We start from the raw sequence: 19292 nt of genomic DNA, 5'->3' as shown, positions 1-19292 counted from the left end.
CGACGTTCAGCTCTGGCACCGCGGGCAGTAGTAGACGACCCGATCCTCGCTGGTCGAGTCCGGCCGGTCGCGCCAGAACTCGCGGGCGATGAGCGTTCCGCATCGTCGGCACGGTTGCCCGATTCGTCCGTAGACCCAGGTGCGCGCATTGTGTCCGGTGCGACCGGTGGTGGTGCGTGCCGTGCGAAGCCTGTTGGCCCACAACATTCTTCGGCACAGGTCGACGAGTGGTGGCACGTCGACGTCGGCGACGAGTCGGTCGGGTCGGACACCCCGGAGGAAGCACGCCTCACACCGGTACACATTGCCGACACCTGCCATGAGCCGTTGGTCGAGTAGCGCCTCGCCGATCTTCGCGTCCGGCCGTGCCTCGATGTTGGCGACGGCGCGCGCGGCGTCGAAGTCGTCGGAGAGAAGGTCGGGTCCGAGGTAGTCGAGGTCGGCGGCGGCACGGGGAAGTAGCTCGAGAATCCCGAGTTCGAAGCCGACGGCCTCGTACCCGTTTGCCTGCAACACGATTCGCGCCTGATACGCGGGTCGGCGCCACTTGGTGCCGACGCGATGTACGTGCCACACGCCTTCCATCTTCAGGTGGCTGTGGATGCTGACGCCATCGGGCGCCGACGTCGCAGTCGCCGCCGCGGGCACGACGTCGATGAGCAGATGTTTGCCCCGGGAGCGGACCGCGGCGACCCGTCCGCCGCGCAGGTCGGTGGTGGCCAGCGACGGAATGCGAAAGTCGGTGCGCTCCAACGTGGTCTGATCGAATGCGCGACGGAGACGGTCTGCGGCCTGGTAGACGGTGTCGCCCTCAGGCATGCTGTCCGTATCGCATTCGGAGGCCGCGGGGAGTGGTCGCGAATCCGGCGCCGACGAGCACCCGCTGCAGGTCGGAGCGCAACGCGGTGACGCCGTCGATGGAGTCGATGGTCAGGCGGGCGACACGACCGGCCCGCACGATGTCGGCGAGCGCTGCTGCCATGGCCTCTAATGCGGGGACGTCGTCGCTGAAGGTCAACACGGTCTTCCCGCCGCGTTCGACAAATGCGACGAGTTCGCCCTCGACGAGACATACGAGGGCGCCTGGTTTGCGGCCCGGTCGATGCCCGCCTGCGCCGGGCGTCGTGTCTGGCCAGGGCAGCGCTGCCCCATACGGATTGGCCGGGTCGGTGGCGGCCAGAACCGTCGCGGTGTTCGGTGCGCGGTGACTGCCCGGTGCGTCGTCGGTCAGGGCGTGGCGGCGCAATTGGTCGACGGTGGAGGTGCCCGCGAACTGGGCACCGCCGAGGCCGTCGACGTAGTAGCCTCGTCGCACCTGGCCGCTGTCTTCGAAGATGTTGAGCGCCTTGTAGATTCGTGCGAATCCTCCGACGACGTCCTCCGCCGTCACGCTGCCCCGGGTGACGACCCCGTAGCGTGCGAACAGTTGGTCGCACAGGGCCTGAGTCGCGACAGTGGTCTCGAGCAGCGCTGTAGGGGTTGCGAACCAACGACCGGTTGCCGTGGAGGGCGTCGTGGCGCCGCCTGTCTGCGAGAGGAGATGCCGCGTGCTCAACCGTCCGGGCCGCAGGCGCGGAGCCTGACCGCGCGATCGGTGTGACGGCATGGACCGACTCGACGACGAGGTGCGGCGAGGCGCCTGCAACGCACGGACCGGCGCAAACGTGTCGTTGCTGACGTGACCGGCCCAGACGAGGTCCCACAGGGCGTCCTCGACCTGCTGGCGCGTCGCGGTGGCGCCCGGCGATGCTTCGCTCTCCGTCGACGCGTCGTCGAGCAGTTGGGCGAAGCGCAGTCCGCCCCCGGTGCCGAAGGTGTCGAGGAGGCGGGTGTGGATCTCGGTGGTGTCGATCTCGACCTCGGTCGGTACGAACAGCGGTGCGAGGTCGGCGGGGAAGAAGCTGATCCAGCCGTCGGTGGAGCCGATCCGGCCGTGACCCGCCCACATGAAGTCGCCGCTGGAGAGGAGTTCGTCGAGCATGGCCGGCCGGTAGTCACTGATCCTGCTCGGCAAGATCAGCGACTCCCACGCCGACGCCGGGAGCTGATGGCCCGCCAGTTGGTCGAGGACCGCCGCGAGTCCGTCGACTCCGGTGAGCCTTTCGTCGTCGGCGACGTGCTGCCACGCTCCGAGAAATCTGGCGAAGGTCGGGCCGTCGACGGGTGCGACGTCGGCTCGGCTCGCGGCAAGTGAGCCTCGTCGGATCTGCCCGAGCACGTCGCTGTGACACCACTGTGTGGTCCACGCGGGGCTGCCGTCGGGGTCGTCGTCGGTGGCGGGTAGAAAGTCGCCTTCGACGACCTTGCGTTCGGCGGCAAGGCGAATCAGCGTGTCGCGCACCACCGCGGGTGCCATTCCGATCGACTCGGCGGCCTCGTCGACGGTGAACGGGCCGTGCGTGCGCGCGTACCGATGGACGAGATCGCCGACGGGATCGGGAACAGACTCGGTGAAAGCTGCCGGAACACCCAGTGGCGCAGGAACTCCCAAGCCGTCGCGCAGGCGTGCGGTGTCTTCGACAGCGGCCCAGAGCGGCACGCCACGGATGCTCACGGAGATGATCGCGCCACGCCGATGCAACTCGGTCAACACGTCAAGCGCCGCAGGGCTGTCGTCGTCGCGCCGATACCGCAGCGCCACCTCGTCGGTCGTGAGCGGACCGAGCCACCGCAGCAGGTCGGCGATATCCTCGGCGTCGCGTGCCTTGCGGTGCTCGTCGAGGCGTTGCAGCCGTGCGACCACGGCGGCGATGACGGCGGGATCGAGCAGTTCGCGCAGGTCGACGCGCCCGAGTAGCTGTGCGAGGAGCGCGGTGTCGAGGGAGAGTGCTGCGGCGCGACGTTCGGCGAGCGGGGCGTCGTCGTTGTACATGAACGCTCCGACGTAGCCGAACAGCAGCGATGCCGCGAACGGCGACGGTTCCGGGGTCTCGACCTCGATCAGCCGAACACGTCGCGATCGGATGCGAGTGAGGAGGTCGGTGAGCGACGGCAGGTCGTAGACGTCCTGCAGGCATTCGCGGACCGTCTCCAGGATGATCGGAAAGTCGGGGAATTGCGATGCGACGGAGAGCAATTGGGCGCTGCGCTGGCGCTGCTGCCACAGCGGTGCCCGACGGCCGGGGTCGCGGCGGGGGAGTAGCAGGGCTCTGGCCGCGCACTCCCGGAATCGTGAGGCGAACATCGACGAGTCGGCGAGGGCGTCGGTGACCATCTGCTCGATCTCGTCGGGATCGACGACGAAGACTGCGGCGCCCGGCGGTTCGTCGTCGGTGTCGGGGAGGCGCACGATGATGCCGTCGTCGGATGCGGTGACCGCACCGTCGAGTCCGAGGGTGGCTTGCAGGCGGGCGGAGATCGCTGACGCCCACGGCGCGTGTACGCGTAAACCGTAGGGGGAGTGCAGGATCAGGCGCCAGTCGCCGAGCTCGTCGCGGAACCGCTCGATGACCAGGGTCCGGTCGGTCGGTACCTGTCCGGTCGCGTCGCGCTGCTCGGAGATGATCGACGCGAGGTTGTCGCGTGCGTACTCGCTGAGCCCGAGTTCTGTTGCCTGACGGTCGAGTTCGGCCTCGTCGGCGATGGAGCCGACGAACTTCCCGATCGCCGCGCCCAGTTCGGCCGGGCGTCCCTGTGCGTCGCCGATCCAGAACGGGAGGCGGCCGGGCTGACCGAATGCGGGTGAGACGAGTACGCGGTCGTGGGTGATGTCCTCGATCCGCCAACTCGTCGCGCCGAGCGCGAAGACGTCGCCGACGCGCGACTCGTAGACCATCTCCTCGTCGAGTTCGCCTACGCGGCTGGACTTTTCGCCGACCATGAACACACCGAAGAGCCCACGGTCGGGGATGGTGCCGCCAGAGGTGACCGCTAGCCGTTGCGCACCACGGCGACCGGTCAGTGTGTCGGCATCACGATCCCAGGTGACACGAGGACGTAGTTCGGCGAACTCGTCGGAGGGGAAGCGACCCGAGATGAGATCGAGTGTCGCCTCGTAGATCGACCGGCTCAACTCCCGGTACGGCGCAGCGCGGCGGACGATCTCGTACCACTCGTCGACGTCGAGCACGTCGAGAGCGGCCGCGGCGATCGTCTGTTGCGCAAGCACATCCAGTGGATTGCGCGGTACCTGCAGCTCTTCGATTGCGCCCGCACGCATCCGCGAGACGGCGACCGTGCAGCCGATCAAGTCGGTGCGATGCTTGGGGTACAGAACCCCCTGACTGATCTCGCCGACCTGGTGGCCCGCGCGTCCGATCCGCTGCAGCCCGCTGGCCACCGAGGGTGGTGTCTCGACCTGGATCACCAGATCGACCGCGCCCATGTCGATGCCGAGCTCGAGTGAACTCGTCGCGACCACACAGCGCAGGCGGCCGCTCTTGAGGTCGTCTTCGATCTCGGCGCGCTGCTCCTTGGAGACCGACCCGTGGTGTGCGCGGGCCAGGACAGTCGCGGCGCCGGTGGTGGCCCCCGAGGCCATGACCATTGCGGGTGCGCCGCCACCGACGCGGTCGTTGCGTGGTGGTTCGCGGCCAGGCTCGTTGCGTTGCTCGTGGATCTCGTTGAGCCGCGCGGTGAGACGCTCGGCGAGCCGTCGAGAGTTGGCGAACACGATCGTCGTACGGTTGGTCTCGATGAGATCGACGATCGACGCTTCGACGTAGGGCCAGAGCGAACCCGCGGTCGGCGAGAACGCGTCGTCGAGGTCATCCGCATCCGGTGCATCCGGTGGCGGCGGGATATTGGCCATGTCGGGTACCGGGACGTCGACGCGGAGGTCGAAGGTCTTCGACGCCTGTGGCCGCACGATGGTGCACGGACGGGAGCCGGAGAGGAACTCAGCGACTAGCTCGGGCGGGCGGACCGTCGCCGAGAGTCCGATGCGTTGCGCCGGGGAGTCGAGCAGTTCGTCGAGGCGTTCGAGCGACAGCGCCAGGTGCGTGCCGCGTTTGGTGCCTGCGACGGCGTGTACCTCGTCGACGATCACCGTCTCGACCGTGGTGAGCGCTTCCCGTGCCGACGAGGTGAGCATCAGGTAGAGCGACTCGGGCGTGGTGATGAGGATGTCGGGTGGCGTTTTGGCGAGGAGTCGACGCTGGGCGGCGGGGGTGTCGCCCGAGCGCACGCCGACGGTGATCGACGGTTCGGTGATCCCGAGTTCCTGCGAGGCGCGTGTGATGCCCGCCAGTGGCGCGCGCAGGTTGCGCTCGACGTCGACCGCCAGTGCTTTGAGTGGGGAGATGTAGAGGACGCGCGTGCCCTTGGACCGATCGGGGCGGGCGGCAAGTGAATCGAGGGCCCAGAGAAACGCCGACAGGGTCTTGCCCGAGCCGGTGGGCGCGATGACCAGGGTGTTCTCGCCGTCGGCGATGGCTTTCCACGCGCCCTGCTGGGCGGGTGTCGGCGCGGGGAAGGCGCCGCCGAACCACCGACGCGTCGGGTCGGTGAAGCGGTTCAGGATGGAGGACGAGCTGGGCACTCTTCCATTGTTCCGCACGGGTCTGACAGTGCGGTGCGACGTGCTGGTCCGGCGGCGAGAACCTGGTATAGAGTCGATCCACGCTGGTTGCCAGGAACCCGGTGAGAATCCGGGACGGTCGCGCCACTGTAAGTCCGACGGGAAGCGACCTGTCGCGACGAGTCAGGACGTGGCAACCAGGCCACATTGCTCCACGTCAGGGACGCGTCATCCCGGAAGGAACCCTCTCAATGGTTGCCACCTCATCACAGGCCGAACGTCGGCCCGCTGCGCTCGCCGTACCGAATCTCTCGGTCGCTTCGGCCGCGCTCTGGCTCACCGCCACCGTGCTCATCGCCGCGCTGGCCTACTACTTCATCGGGTACGACCAGGGCGCCTGGTCGGTGTTCGGCAGCGACACCCACATCCACGAGTTCGTGCACGACTCCCGCCACTTCCTCGGCTTCCCCTGCCACTGAATCTGACCCGGGAGACAACAGAACAATGGAGAAGAAGTTCATCGGCGCGGGCCTGCTATCGGGCCTGATCGCCGGAATTTTTGCGTATGTGTTCGCTCGTATCTTCATCGAGCCGGTGGTCGCCAAGGCGATCGACTACGAAGAGGGTCGCAGCCACGCCGAGGAGATGCTCAGCGGCGAACACGGCCACGAGCACGAGGTGTTCACCAGGTCGGTGCAGGAAAACATCGGGGCCGGGGTCGGCACCGTGATCTTCGCGATCGCGATGGGCGCGTTCTTCGCGGTCGGGTTCACGGTCTTGTGGACCTACCTCGGACGGCGATACCCCGCGACCGATCCGCGCTGGGCGGCGGCCGCGCTCGGCGCGCTCGGATTCGTGGCCTTCTTCGGCGTCCCGTACTTCGCCTATCCGGCCAACCCGCCGGCTGTCGGCAATGACGAGACCATCGCCGACAGGTCGAGTGCCTATCTCACCATCACCGTGGTGTCGGTGATCGCGATCATCGCGGCCGTCGTCTTCGCGCTGTGGCTGCGTCCACGCATCGGTGGGCTGCTCGGTGCGATCGCGGGCGGCGTCGGCTACCTGGTAGTGGTCACCGTCGCGATCGCGTTGCTGCCGAGCTTCGACGAGGTACCGACGCCGGTCACCAACGACGCGGGCCAGATCGTGTTCCCAGGCTTCCCGGGCGACGTCATCGGCGACTTCCGCGTCTACGCGATCGCCAACCAGGTGATCCTGTGGACGGTGCTCACCGCGGTGTTCGCGCTGGTCCTGGGCGCGATGTCGCGCTCGCGGTCGTCGAAGCAGGTTGTCGACGACCCCGCGACGCAAACGGTCGCCTGACGCTCCTCCAAACGCGGCTCGAGTTGGCAGGCGCGGCTGGTACACCAGCCGCGTTCGCAAGTTCGGGCCGCGTTTGGCTTATCCGGACAGCACGCAGTCGCCGCACACGGCAGTGCGATCGCCCGATACCTGGTAGATCAGGCAGCAGCTGCGTCGTCGGAAAGTCGGTCCGGCCCGCAGGTATCCGCCCTCGATGTCGGGGCGTGCGAGGAAAAGGTCGGCGTGGCGTCGGGCCGCGTCGGCGAGTTCTGGCCGGGCGGTACCGATCATGCGCGCCGCCGAGTTGATCGCCGACGCGATGTTGCCGCCGAGGACGTGTGGCCCAACCGGGTACGACGCGTCGAAGAGTGCGGTGAGGTCGTCGACGGCGCGAGGGAACCCGTCGTCGAGCGCGGGCTCCGCGTCGACCGTCACGACGGATAGGGGGAAGGGCCCGCCGAGATGGTCCTGCCACCAGACGTCTGCGGGGTCGAGGGACAGGCGGGTGCCGATCACCGCTGCGGCGAGCGCCGGTGCAAGCAGCCTGGCGACGAGACCAAGGTGAGTCACCGACGCCGCGACGCGAGGTGAGACGTTCGACGCCGCGCCCGCAGCCAGAGCCGTCCGGACCCTTTCGACGCGGCTGTCGATGCGTCGTGGATTCGCCAGTGCCGCAGCCAGAGTCGACCACGGCCCGTCGACTGGTGCCGCGGCTGCGTGGGCGTCGGTCGCAAAGAACGGTCCGAACTCGGCGAACACGTGATCGTTCACGCTCTCTGCCTATCTCATCGACCGCTCGCGCGTCCAGCGAGCCCGCGAGGGCCGCCGCTGGACAAGTTGGGATCGGGGCTGACACAGTAATGGAACGTGTTCTAATTTCCGGCGTTGAACGGTGGGTGGCAATGTTCGAGTGGTCCGAGGAAGACCTCATGGTGCGCGACGCGGTGCGGTCGTTCGTCGACAAGGAGATCCGCCCACATTCCGACGAACTCGAGAGCGGTCAGCTGCCGCCGTACGACATCCTGCGCAAGCTGATGACGTCGTTCGGCGTCGACGCAATGGCACGCGAGAGCCTGGAGAAGGAGCTCGACGCAGAGGCCGCGGGCGAGAAGAAGCCCAAGGGTTCCCGGGGTTCCGGCGGCGGCATGATGAACTCGATGGCGCTGATCCTCAACATGGAACTCGCGGGCGCGAGCCTCGGCATGGTGGTGTCGATGGGCGTCAGTGTCGGGTTGACGGTGTCGACGATCCGGTCGAAAGGCACGCTCGCACAGAAGAAGCGGTGGCTCCCCGAGCTGGTCACGCTCGAGAAGGTCGGTGCCTGGGCGATCACCGAACCGGATTCCGGCTCAGACGCACTCGGTGGCATGAAGACGACGGTCCGCCGCGATGGCGACGGTTACATCCTCAACGGGCAGAAGACCTTCATCACCAACGGTCCGTACGCCGACACGATCGTCGTGTTCGCGAAGCTCGACGAGGGCGATGGCACCCCGATGCGTGAACGCAAGGTGCTCACCTTCGTCCTCGACAAGGGCATGGAAGGCCTCACCCAGGGCAAGCCGTTCAAGAAGATGGGCATCATGAGCTCGCCGACCGGTGAGTTGTTCTTCGACAACGTTCGCCTCGGACGCGACCGGCTGCTCGGCGAGACCGAGGATGCTGGGTCGGGTAGTCGTGGCGACGATGGCGTCAAGGCGGGCTTCACCGCTGAACGGATCGGTATCGCCGCACTGTCGATGGGCATCATCAATGAGGCGCAACGACTTTCGATCGAGTATGCGAAGTCGCGCACGCTCTGGGGTCAGGAGATCGGGAAGTTCCAACTCATCCAGCTCAAGCTGGCCGAGATGGAAATCGCACGGATCAACGTGCAGAACATGCTGTTCAACGCACTCGAACGAGCGAAGGCGGGTAAACCGCTGTCGCTTGCCGAGGCGTCGGCGATGAAGCTCTACTCGTCTCGCGCGGCCACCGAGGTCGCGATGGAAGCGGTGCAATTGTTCGGCGGCAATGGCTACATGACCGAGTATCGCGTGGAACAGCTTGCGCGCGATGCGAAGTCGTTGATGATCTACGCCGGCAGCAACGAGATCCAGGTGACACACGTGGCAAAGGGGCTGCTGGCGAAATAGCGATGTGTCAGGCCAGTGCTGAGCCGAGTTCGTCGACCTTCTCGATCAGTTCTGTCCCGTCGCGCGCGCTCACCGCGCCACTGCAATGCAGTGAGTACTCATCGAGCGCGCAACCTGTTTGGGTCCAGTAGCGGCGCGGCTCGGGGGTGAGCCAGGCCACCCGATGGACGCGCCTGGCCAGCTCGGCGAACAGATCGACTCGCGGATCGAAACCGTTGCTGCGCGCGTCGCCGACGACGAGAACCGACGTACGCGGCGTGATGAGACCGCGGTGGATCTCGAGCAACTCGGTGAGCATTCGGCCATAATCGCTGGTCGCTGACAGGTCCAGGTCGTCGGTGGCCAGCACGGCCGTGAGTGCGTCGTCAGCTGCTGCGGTTCGCAGTGCGGTGGTGACCAGCACGGGTCGGTCCACGAATGCGACGACCTCGCAGTGGTCGCCGAACTCGTACAGGGTTTGTGCGAGTCGCAGGATGAAGCCCGCGACTGGTCGCACCGACAACGAGACGTCGACAAGGACGAGAAGCCGTACCGGGCCGGGTGTGCGATTCCTGCGCCACAGTGTGAGGGGGACCCCGTCGGTGCGGACGGCGCAGCGCATCGTGCGACGCATGTCGAGCGATCCACGATCAGCCGCGCGCACCACCGTGCGCGGCGCTCCCCGAATTCGTTGGACGAGTCGGTGACATGCTCGGTCGATCTGTGCTTGGTCGGTGCCGTGAACCGGATCGGTGTCAGGACCGGTGATCACGGGTGTGGCGGCAAGACGTTCGGATAGGGCCGAGATGAACTGGGACAGAGCATGTTCGAGCTCCTCACGTTGCTCGTCGGTGAGGTTGTCCGCGCCGTCGTCGCCGTAGGCGCTGCGTGCGTCGGCGGCGTCGAGAGCGGCGAGAATCGCGGCGGCATCGGCCATGGAGAGCGACGTTCCGCTGACGCGGGCCGTCGAGCCGACGAGCTCCCCGGCCTTGGCTGCTGCTGCTCCGTCGATCTCGACCGTGTAGGTGATTCCGCCTGCGACGGTGTTGCTGTCAGAGTCGACAGCCAACTGTTCGGTCCCCGCCGATACCGAGAAGTCGTTTTCTTCGCGATGCGCGCTCTCCCCGTGACGCTCCCGTGCGTCTGGATCGTCGGCCATCAGTTCGCCGATCTCATCGGTGTGCTCGTCTGCGCCGATCCTCCTCGCCGCGCCGTCGAACTCATCATCCCAGGCGATGTCATCGGGCAGTTCGGCTGCCGTGCCGCGGGGTCGCGGAAGGTCGGTGACCGTATCGCGATGCGGTACCCCAACGAACACGAGATCGAAGGCGATCTCGAAGCCGTCTGCCTCGTGCGCATACTTGACGCTCACCGCGCGCAGCGCAGCCCGCAGTCGGTCGAGATCGTCGGCGCCGACGAGTGCCAGCGTGCGACGGATCTCGATGACCTCGGCCGGGGACACGGTGACCCGGTGGCCGCGGAGAAGGTGTCCGAACATCACCGAGAGTGCGTCAAGAACGCGATCACGTGTCCGGGCGCCGCTGCGCTCTCGAGAAGTGGTCACGTCAACGTCGACGGGCGCTACGCGCACGACCCGACCCGAAAGCTGTTGCTGTCAGCGACCCTCGCGGACTAGAACCGTCGCTCGCGGACGGCCTCGAATCCTGGATGTCGGACCCGGACGACGCTGGTGTGCCCACCATGGCCCTGGCGATATCGAGATCACTGCCGAACTTCACCAACAGTGCGAGAAGTGCACGGTCTGTCGACGTTCGATCGTGCGTGACGTCGGCTGCGTGTGCGGCAGCCGTCGTGCGCAGGTACGACGCTGCCCGCGCGGCATCGATCACCTCGGCGATGGAAGGACTCTTACGCAGCGGCAACTCCCGCAGACGGCGTGCGAGGTCGACGACGTCGGCGACCACCCCGGGTTCCACTTCCGGCGCGCGCACCGACACGATTGCCCGCTCGCGTTCGACGTCGGGATAGTCGACCTGGAAGTGCACGCAGCGTCGCTTCAGGGTGGGCGACAGTTCCCGGGTGTCGTTGGAGGTCAATATCACCCACGGTGACGACCGCGCGGCGAAGGTGCCGAGCTCGGGAATCGTCACCTGCCGCTCCGCGAGTACCTCGAGCATCACGGCCTCCATGGCCTCGTCGGTTCGATCGATCTCGTCGATGAGCAGCACGGTGGGCAGCGGTGCAGTGATGGCCGCGAGCAGTGGTCGTGCGACGAGGAAGTCCTCGGTGTAGACGCCGATGTCGGTGCGCGAGAGCGCCGCCGACGCCGCGGACAGGGTGGGCTCGTCGGCGAGCTCACCGCTGATTCTGTCGCGCAACATCTGCACGTGAAGAAGCTGGCGGGCGTAATCCCACTCGTAGAGTGCTCTGGAGTCGTCGAGACCCTCGTAGCACTGCAGCCGGAGGAGCTGCCGATCCGAGGCTGCCGCAAGGGATTTGGCGAGCTCGGTCTTGCCGACGCCCGCGGGTCCCTCAAGTAGGAGAGGTCTGTCGAGCAGTGTCGCGAGGTGCACAACGACGGCAAGGTCGTCGTCGATCAGGTATTCCTGCTCAGCGAGTGCATCGGTGAGTTCTTCGACCGTGTCGAATCGGGTTGTGGCGCTGGACAAGTGGCGGGACGGCACTGTGGTGCTCTCTGGCATGGCTCCTCATGACGATCGTGCGCGGTGACCTGGGGTGCGGATCGGTCCAGGTGAAGGGTCAGGTCGCGACCTCGCCCGGACCGATCCGCGGCTCGGGAGGTGCTCAGTCTCCCGAGTGCTTGTAGCGGTGGCTCAGTAGCTACCGGTCATTGCATGGGTCACCATCGGGATGAGTGACTCGACGGTGCACTCGCGCGGGTTACCCGGCGTGCACCAGTCGTCCATCATGTGTTCGGCGATTGCGCGGATCTGCTTGTCCGAGGTGTCCATCGTGTCTCCGCGGCCCTCGTACTTGCCGGTGTTCATCCGGTTCTTCTCGTAGCTGTTGACGCTGAGCTGTCCGAAGTTGTCGGGGATACCGAGGTCCTTGGACAACCGGATCGCCTCCTCGACTGCGGCGTCGGCTGCCTGCACGGTCGACATCTTGCTGGTGTCGATACCCAGCAGTGCGGCGATGTCGGCGTAACGCTCGTAGCGGCTCGGCAGGTTGTACTCCCAGACGCGCGGAAGTGCGATTGCGTTGTTCAGGCCATGGTGGCTGTCGTAGAAGGCGCTGACCGCATGTGACAGTGAGTGAATCAGCCCGAGGCCACCCGAGTTGAATGCTTGTGCCGCAATGTATTGCGCGTGCATCATGCCGGTACGTGCCGCGAGATTGCGAGGCTCGTACACGGCGGTGCGCAGGTGGTCACGGATGAGTTCGATGGAGTACTTCGCGTTGCCCAGTGACGGCGCGAAGTCGAGTCGCGAGACATAGGGCTCCGAGGCGTGGGCCAGCACATCGAAGCCGCAGAAGGCTGTGAAGTGTTCGGGGCAGCTGTAGTAGAGCAGCGGATCGTCCATGGCGAGGTCGACGAGGCAGGTGTCGTCGAACGCGACCCACTTGTGTGGCTTGTTCATGTCCGAAGTGTCGGTGATGACATAGGCCCAGGAGGTCTCCGAGCCCGTGCCCGCAGTGGTCGAGACGGCGATGTGCGCGGGGTTCTCCTTGTTGGTGGCCTTGGAGAAGCCTTCGAACTCGTTGATGTTGCGGCCGTCGTGGGCGATCACCATGCGTGCGCCCTTGGCGGCATCGTGGCTTGAACCACCACCGACGGAGATGATCCCGTCGCACTTCTCGGACTGGTAGAGCGCCGCGGCGTCCATGCAGTTGTAGTCCTTGGGGTTGGACTCGACCTTGTCGTAGAGAACGACGTCGACACCCTGGTACTCGATCTTGCCGACGAGTTCCTCGATGATCCCCGAGCCACGCAATCCCGTGGTCATGAGCAGGACGCGGGTCATCCCCAGGTTTTTTGCTTCAACGCCGAGCATGTCGTGCGCGCCGACGCCGAGCTTGGCATTGGGGAACGGGTGGAAGTCCTTGATCGGGAAGTCCCAGATCTGATTGAGCTCGATGGCCATGTGGCGATCTCCTTGTGACGTAACCGGTGATTCACGATCCACTCTGTGCGCCATATCACGTCTGAACAAGTCCACCTGCTCAGATGAAAAGATGATCAGACCAGAAGAGCAGCGGAATCCCTGTCCATCCGGACAGGGAATCCGTGCGTGCTCGTCAGTCGGCGCTCGTCTCTCAGTCGGCGCTCGTCTCTCAGTCGGCGCTCGGTTCGGCGCTCGCCGACCAGCGCACCGACGTCACCGGTTCGGCGCGCACCACCGTCGCGAGAGCGTCTTCGATGTCGCGGTCGTTGCGCTCGGCGCTGAACACATGCGCGGTGATCGTCACGATCCCGTTTTCGTCGTCGGTCGCGGCGATGGACCGTACGGTCAGCTCCGGACGGTGCACGGCGTCGAACACCATTGCGCGCACGGTGGTTTCGGCCGCTTGTGGACAGGTGACCTCGAAAATGTAGTTCGCGGAGGGCGATTCACGGCCGGTGTCGCCGGGGTGGCGGTCGATCAGCCTACCGAGGGGTCGGAGCAGCGTATTCGCGAGCATCACGGTTGCCGTGCCCGCGATGGCGACGAGGAGGAGTCCGCCGCCGGCGAGAGCGCCGACAGCGGCCGACGCCCACAGTGTCGCCGCTGTGTTGAGACCGGAGATCGACGCGCCCTGCTTCATGATCACGCCTGCACCGAGAAAGCCGATACCGGAAACGATCTGGGCAGCAACGCGAGTCGGGTCGGCGTCTGGACCGTGAAAGCTGAATGCCCCCATCACGACGAACAGGGCCGCTCCGAGCGCGACGAGTGCGTTCGTTCGCAGACCCGCTGTGCGAGAACGCCACTGGCGTTCGAAGCCGATCGCGGCTCCACATAGCAGTGCTACGGAGATACGGGCAAAGATGTCGAGTGCGGTGATGGACATGAGGACCGCCTTGGGGTCAGGGTTCCCCAACCCGCACACGGCCGCGGTACCGCACGCGATACGCGCGGCGTCGGCTCACCTGTGACGAGCGAGGGGAGGGCACGATTCGAACGATGTTCTGTCAGAAGAACTGTCACCAGATGGCATTCGGATCTCACCTCCCTGCAAGCGCATTCGCACCCGGTCGGTCGAGTGCATATCAGTGATAGCCGTGCTGGCCGGTGATGTCAACGTGACGGACGACATGTGGAGCCGAGATGTCGGAATAGAGAAGTCCCATGTGGCGCCGATGACAACACGCGGTGCTGCTGATGCTCACGCGCCGATGATCAGCAGCACGATGAGGGCAAGGTTCAGCACGACGATGAGCACCGACGACACCGCGGCTCCGATGCGCAGCGGCCACCCATCGGCGTACTCGCCCATGAGCCCGCGGTCGGCGGTGAGTCGGCCGAGGGGGATGATCGCGAACGGGATTCCGAAGCTCAGCACCACCTGACTGATCACCAGCGCCCAGGTTGGGTCCACACCGACAGCGAGCACGACGAGCGCGGGAATGAGCGTGACGAGTCTGCGCACCACGAGAGGAACCCGAACGTGCAGTAGGCCGTCCATGATCGCCGAGCCCGCCGACGAACCGACAGAGGTCGCTGCGAGCCCGCTGGCCAGCAGGCCGATTGCGAAGATGGTCGCCACCGAGGGGCCGAGGGAGTCGCGGACGGCGTCGTAGGCTCCCTCGATGGTGTCGGTGCCCTCCTTGCCGCGGAGGTTGGTGGCCGCGAGCAACAGCAGTGCGATGTTCACGGCGCCTGCCACGATGAGAGCGATGACGACATCCCACCGCGTCACCCTGATCAGGCGCCGCTTTCGCGACGGCGACGAGCTGATGCCGTGTCGGTCGACGACCAGTGAGGAGTGGACGTAGATCGCGTGCGGCATCACAGTCGCGCCGAGCATGGACGCGGCGAGCAGCACTGTCTCGGGGCCCTGCAGGCGGGGCACGAGCCCACCGAGAACCTCTCCGGCGGGCGGCGGTTCGACGACGAGGCCTGCGAGGAATCCCACGACGATGATCGCGAGCATGCCAAGGATGACCCGTTCGAAAACGTGTTGTTGGCGCGCATTCTGCAGAAGCAGCATCAGGAGAGACACCACGCCGACGATCACGCCGCCGAGGACGAGTGGCAGTCCGAACAGCAGATGCAGTGCGATGGCCCCGCCGAGCACCTCCGCGAGGTCGGTTGCCACTGCGACGGCCTCGGCCTGTGCCCAGAACGCGAGTCGAGAACGACGACCCATCCGCGCCCCGATCAGGGCGGGCAGTCCCTTGCCGGTGACGATGCCGAGCTTCGCCGACTGGTACTGAATCAGCATGGCGATGACGTTGGCCAGCACCAGCACCCAGACCAGCAGAAACCCGTATCGGGACCCTGCGGTGATGTTGGCTGCGACGTTGCCCGGGTCGACGTAGGCGATCGCGGCGACGAAGGCGGGGCCGAGTAGTGCGACGTTGCGCAACAGCGCACGCGGACGACGTATGCGTCGGGCCTCGGTCGGCTCCGGCTGCTCGCGCTCTTCGACCGTGCTCACCTGACCAATCTCGCACAGCTCGACGTCGAGTTCAACACGGGCGAATCAAAAAGTTCGGGTCACCGAAACTGTGCGACCGTCGGCTGACCCGACTCAGATCCCAGACGCGGCTCGAGTTGGCAGACGCGCGGCTGATACACCAGCTGCGTCCACACGCTCGGGCCGCGTCTGGAATGCCAATCGTCACTGGAGCAGGCGCCACACCCGATCACGCGACATCGGCAGCTCGTACGGGCGCTCGCCGATCGCCCGCCGGATCGCGTTGGCAAGAGCGGGGGCCACCGGGTTGTAGGGTGACTCGCTCATCGACTTCGCGCCATACGGGCCGAGTTCGTCGGCGGTGTCGGCGAAGTAGACCTCGGTCTCGGGGACATCGGCCATCTGCGGCACCCGATAGGTGCGGAACACGGGTGTGATCGGCACGCCCTTGCCGTCGAGCATGATCTCCTCATACAACGACGATCCGATCGCCTGCGCCACACCACCTTCCACCTGGCCGCGACACTGTTGCGGGTTCATCACCGTGCCCGCGTCGGCTGACTGGACGGACTGCAGGATGCGAACGTTGCCGGTCGCGGTGTCGACGGCTACCCGAAAAGCGTGCACGTTGAACGCAATCGAGCGCAGCGCGCCGCTCTCGGAACCGGTGGCGACCACGCGGTCGCCCACGCGGTGCGCAGCGTCGACGGTGTCGATGAGTTCGTCGAAGCTCACGAGTCGTTCACCGACGAGTGCGCCGTCGGGGACCAACCGGATGGCGTCGGGTGCCGTTGCGGTGATCGACGACGCCGCGTCGAGCAGGACCGTACGCAGCGCGAGTGCTGCGCCATAGGTTGCCTTTCCGGCGACCGTGATGCCTGCCGACGCAAAGGCGCCGGTGTCGTAGATCGCTGCGTCGGTGTCGCCGTGTGCCAACACGATTCGCGACGGTACGGTGCCCAACGCTTCGGCGACGATCTGGGTGAGCACCGTCGTCGTGCCGTTGCCGAACTCGGCCGTGCCCACACCGACGTGGTAGCTCCCGTCGGTGTCGACACCGACGGTGACGGTCGAGAAATGGCCGCGCGGAGCCATGGTGGCGATCGCGGCAATGGCCATGCCCTCGCCGATCCGCCACGAATCACCTTCTGGCGCAGCGACATCATTGCCGCGGCGTAGTGCTGTCTGGGCGAGGTCGAGGCACTGGTCGAGCCCGTAGCTCCCGTAGATCAGGTCGTCCTCGGGTTCGGGGTGCGCGATGAGAAGCGGATCGCCGTCGCGGACCGCGTTGAGTCGACGCAGCTCGAACGGATCGATGTCGAGGGCAATCGCGAGTTCGTCCATGGCGGATTCGACGGCGAGGATCACCTGCCCGAGGCCGTAGCCGCGGAACGCACCAGACGGTGGGTTGTTGGTGTAGACCACCTCGGCGTCGATCCGCTTGACCGGGCAGTTGTACACCGAGACCGACTCGGCGCACGCGTGGAACATGACACCCATGGAGTGATTGCCGTACGCGCCCGTGTCTGAGAGAACGTCGACCTTCATCGCACGCAGTCGGCCGTCCGCGTCGGCGCCGAGATCGACTGCGACACGAAAGGGATGACGATACGTGGTGCGGGTCATCTCGTCGGTCCGCGACATTTCGTAGGCAACGGGCATGCCGGTGCGTAACACCGAGATCGCCACCAGATCCTCGGTGAGCAGTTCCTGCTTGCCGCCGAATCCGCCGCCGACGCGAGCGCTGAACACACGGATGCGGTCTGCGGGAAGGTCGAGCAGCAAAGCGAGCTCGTCACGAACCAGGAACGGCACCTGCGTGCTGGTGCGGATCACGAGTCGACCGTCGTCGTCGAGCCAGCCGATGGAGCCGTGGGTCTCCAACTGTGCGTGGGAAACTCGTGCAGTCTGCCAGGTTCCGCCTACGGTGACGGCAGAGTCCGCGAGCGTGGCGTCGACGTCGCCACCGAATCCCTCGTGGAATGAGGAGATGACGTTGCGTTCTGCCTCGAACACGCGGTCCTCGGCAGTGCGTTCGGGATGAACCAGCGGGGCCCCGGGGCGTCGTGCTTGTTCCGGATCGAAGACACCGGGCAGGAGTTCGTACTCGACGTCGATCAGGCGGCACGCTTCCTCGGCGATTCCGGCTGTGTCGGCGACCACCGCCGCCACCCGCTGTCCGACGAACCGCATCACGGAGTCGAGGACGAGCATGTCGTCGGGGTCGTCGGCGCGCGACTCGTGCCTCGCGGTGGAAAACCTTCGCGTGCTGACGTTCTCGTGAGTGAGGACGAGCGCGACGCCGGGGAGAGCCTGCGCCGCCGACGTGTCGATCGAGACGATCCGGGCGTGCGGGTGTGGCGAGGTGAGCACCCGCAGGTGACGCGTCCCGGGCACTGCGACGTCGAAGGTGTATGGCTCGGTTCCCGTGACCACCCGGCGGCCTGCGGGCGGCGTGAGCGACGCGCCGATCGCGGGGGAGGCGGTCTGGACACGACGCTCGTTCCTCGCGTCTGCTCGACCGGCGGGGGACGCGTTCCTCGCGTCGGCTCGACCAGCGGGTTGGCTCGCGGGGGACCCAGCGGGGGGCGCGGCGTCGACGCCCTGCCGGATCGCCTGGCGGATTGCGCGATATCCCGTGCAGCGGCAGAGGTTTCCCTTCATCTTCCGCTGCAGTTCGTCGGTGTCGTGGACGGTGTCGGCGTCGAGTGTTGACGCCGTGACGATCATTCCGGCGGTGCAGAAGCCGCACTGGAAGCCGAAGTTGTCGACGAACGCTTGCTGCATGGGATGGAGGTCGTCGGGTGTGCCGAGGCCGGACACCGTTGTGACCGAACTACCTTCGATGCGCTGAGCCGGAAAGATGCACGAGTGCACCGGCGTGTCGTCGACCAACACCGAGCACGCGCCGCAGTCGCCCGCATCGCAGCCCTTTTTGACCTCGAAATGGGCTTGGTCGCGCAGAAACGTCCGGAGACACTGTCCCGCAGCGGGAGTCGCGTCAACCTGCTCTCCGTTGATCTCGAACTTCACGGTGCGCCAACCCCTTCCGTGTCCCGGTCTAGTTCGTCCCGTCCCAGCTCGTCACGGATCTGTTCGGCCAGCACCGCGCTGACCCCGCGTCGCCAATCGGCAGCGCCGAGCGGGTCGGTGTAGTAGCCGTCGGCTGACCAGATGTCGGAGCGCAGGCGTTCGGCGTCGGGTAATCCGTTGTAGCGCAGCACGGTAGGCCACAGAGTTGCCGCGGTGATACCGACGACGACGGTGTCGTCCTCGTCGCGGCGCCCGGTCACCACCACCCCGGACCGTCCCAATTCTGCCAAGGCGATCTTCCTGAAGCCGGTTCGGCCGCGCAGCGCGTATCCGGGAATGTCGATGGCGCGCAAGACTTCTCCCTCGCTCAGGATGTTGGTCCCGTTGCCGGTCACGAAATCGCCGACGTCGACGCTGTACTCGGTGCCGTCGGCGCGCCAGATCAGTGCGCGACCGTCGAGTCCAGCTGCCAGTGACACCATCGATGCGGCCGCGAACGAACGGCAGATGTTTCCGCCGACGGTGGCGACGTTCCAGATCTTGAAGGATGCCAGAAGTGCTGTCGCGCACTGGAAGAGCAGCGGATGTGCGCGCCAGCCGGGTTCGGCGGGCAGCTCGGCGAGCTGCGCGATTGTGGCAGTGGCCGCGATCCGGAGCCCGCCGTCGGGCAGATCCTCGAAGGGCTCCCAGCCGATTCGGCTGATGTCGACCACCCCGCTCGACGTCACCTGCGGTTCGGAGAAGAACCACGTGCCGCCCGCGACGATGCGTTCGCCTGCCGCCAAGGTGAGGTCGTCGCGGCTGTAGGCATAGCGGTAGGTCGAAATCGTGTGCAGATCCAT

General features: G+C 66.3%; 13 protein-coding genes and 1 riboswitch. Of the genes, 3 read left to right on the top strand and 10 right to left on the bottom strand.

Annotated features, from left to right (window positions below):
* Positions 1 to 6: 6 nt before the first annotated feature.
* Both B3T59_RS14710 and B3T59_RS14705 read right to left on the bottom strand, forming a co-directional pair.
* Positions 7 to 819: a DNA-formamidopyrimidine glycosylase family protein gene (locus B3T59_RS14710; protein WP_064865173.1), complete on the bottom strand. Its 813-nt coding sequence runs from the start codon at positions 817 to 819 to the stop codon at positions 7 to 9.
* On the bottom strand, positions 812 to 5479 hold the full coding sequence (locus B3T59_RS14705) for an ATP-dependent helicase (protein ID WP_287003963.1): 4668 nt from the start codon (positions 5477 to 5479) through the stop codon (positions 812 to 814). Before B3T59_RS14705 ends, B3T59_RS14710 begins: the two co-directional genes overlap by 8 nt.
* 53 nt (positions 5480 to 5532) lie before the next feature.
* Positions 5533 to 5687: riboswitch (cobalamin riboswitch) on the top strand.
* A 22-nt stretch (positions 5688 to 5709) separates the two neighbouring features.
* Here B3T59_RS14705 and B3T59_RS14700 point away from each other — a divergent pair.
* Both B3T59_RS14700 and B3T59_RS14695 read left to right on the top strand, forming a co-directional pair.
* Positions 5710 to 5937, top strand: a complete 228-nt coding sequence (locus tag B3T59_RS14700) for a CbtB domain-containing protein (protein WP_005207836.1) — start codon at positions 5710 to 5712, stop codon at positions 5935 to 5937.
* 25 nt (positions 5938 to 5962) lie between these two features.
* On the top strand, positions 5963 to 6781 hold the full coding sequence (locus B3T59_RS14695; protein ID WP_287003962.1) for a CbtA family protein: 819 nt from the start codon (positions 5963 to 5965) through the stop codon (positions 6779 to 6781).
* Between the two features lie 78 nt (positions 6782 to 6859).
* Here B3T59_RS14695 and B3T59_RS14690 read toward each other — a convergent pair whose 3' ends face one another.
* The gene (locus B3T59_RS14690) at positions 6860 to 7531 is read right to left on the bottom strand and encodes a (2Fe-2S)-binding protein (RefSeq protein ID WP_287003961.1); all 672 of its coding nucleotides are present in this window, start codon (positions 7529 to 7531) and stop codon (positions 6860 to 6862) included.
* A 131-nt stretch (positions 7532 to 7662) separates the two neighbouring features.
* Here B3T59_RS14690 and B3T59_RS14685 point away from each other — a divergent pair, with 131 nt between their 5' ends.
* Complete coding sequence (locus tag B3T59_RS14685; RefSeq protein ID WP_287003960.1) at positions 7663 to 8895, top strand: acyl-CoA dehydrogenase family protein; 1233 nt, start codon at positions 7663 to 7665, stop codon at positions 8893 to 8895.
* Between the two features lie 7 nt (positions 8896 to 8902).
* Here B3T59_RS14685 and madC read toward each other — a convergent pair whose 3' ends face one another.
* From madC to B3T59_RS14650, 7 genes are all read right to left on the bottom strand, one after another.
* Positions 8903 to 10438 carry a MadC family VWA domain-containing protein gene (madC, locus tag B3T59_RS14680; protein ID WP_414652100.1) on the bottom strand — a complete coding sequence of 512 codons (1536 nt, stop codon included), beginning with the start codon at positions 10436 to 10438 and terminating at the stop codon, positions 8903 to 8905.
* A gap of 1 nt (position 10439) precedes the next feature.
* On the bottom strand, positions 10440 to 11537 hold the full coding sequence (locus tag B3T59_RS14675; RefSeq protein WP_287003959.1) for a MadB family AAA-type ATPase: 1098 nt from the start codon (positions 11535 to 11537) through the stop codon (positions 10440 to 10442).
* A 132-nt stretch (positions 11538 to 11669) separates the two neighbouring features.
* Positions 11670 to 12941 (bottom strand): NDMA-dependent methanol dehydrogenase, encoded by a 1272-nt coding sequence (mdo, locus tag B3T59_RS14670; RefSeq protein WP_287003958.1) that lies wholly within the window; start codon positions 12939 to 12941, stop codon positions 11670 to 11672.
* Positions 12942 to 13131: 190 nt separating this feature from the next.
* Positions 13132 to 13842 (bottom strand): MgtC/SapB family protein, encoded by a 711-nt coding sequence (locus tag B3T59_RS14665; RefSeq protein WP_197500809.1) that lies wholly within the window; start codon positions 13840 to 13842, stop codon positions 13132 to 13134.
* A gap of 321 nt (positions 13843 to 14163) precedes the next feature.
* Complete coding sequence (locus tag B3T59_RS14660; RefSeq protein WP_287003957.1) at positions 14164 to 15438, bottom strand: Nramp family divalent metal transporter; 1275 nt, start codon at positions 15436 to 15438, stop codon at positions 14164 to 14166.
* A gap of 183 nt (positions 15439 to 15621) precedes the next feature.
* The gene (locus B3T59_RS14655) at positions 15622 to 18450 is read right to left on the bottom strand and encodes a molybdopterin-dependent oxidoreductase (RefSeq protein ID WP_064865597.1); all 2829 of its coding nucleotides are present in this window, start codon (positions 18448 to 18450) and stop codon (positions 15622 to 15624) included.
* On the bottom strand, positions 18447 to 19292 hold the full coding sequence (locus B3T59_RS14650) for an FAD binding domain-containing protein (protein ID WP_064865600.1): 846 nt from the start codon (positions 19290 to 19292) through the stop codon (positions 18447 to 18449). The genes B3T59_RS14655 and B3T59_RS14650 overlap by 4 nt, the downstream gene beginning before the upstream one ends.

The organism is Gordonia sp. UBA7860 (genome assembly GCF_002500165.1).
Lineage (GTDB): Bacteria > Actinomycetota > Actinomycetes > Mycobacteriales > Mycobacteriaceae > Gordonia > Gordonia sputi.
The sequence above is the reverse complement of the archived record's forward strand: the minus strand, read 5'-3'. Positions and strand labels throughout refer to the sequence as shown.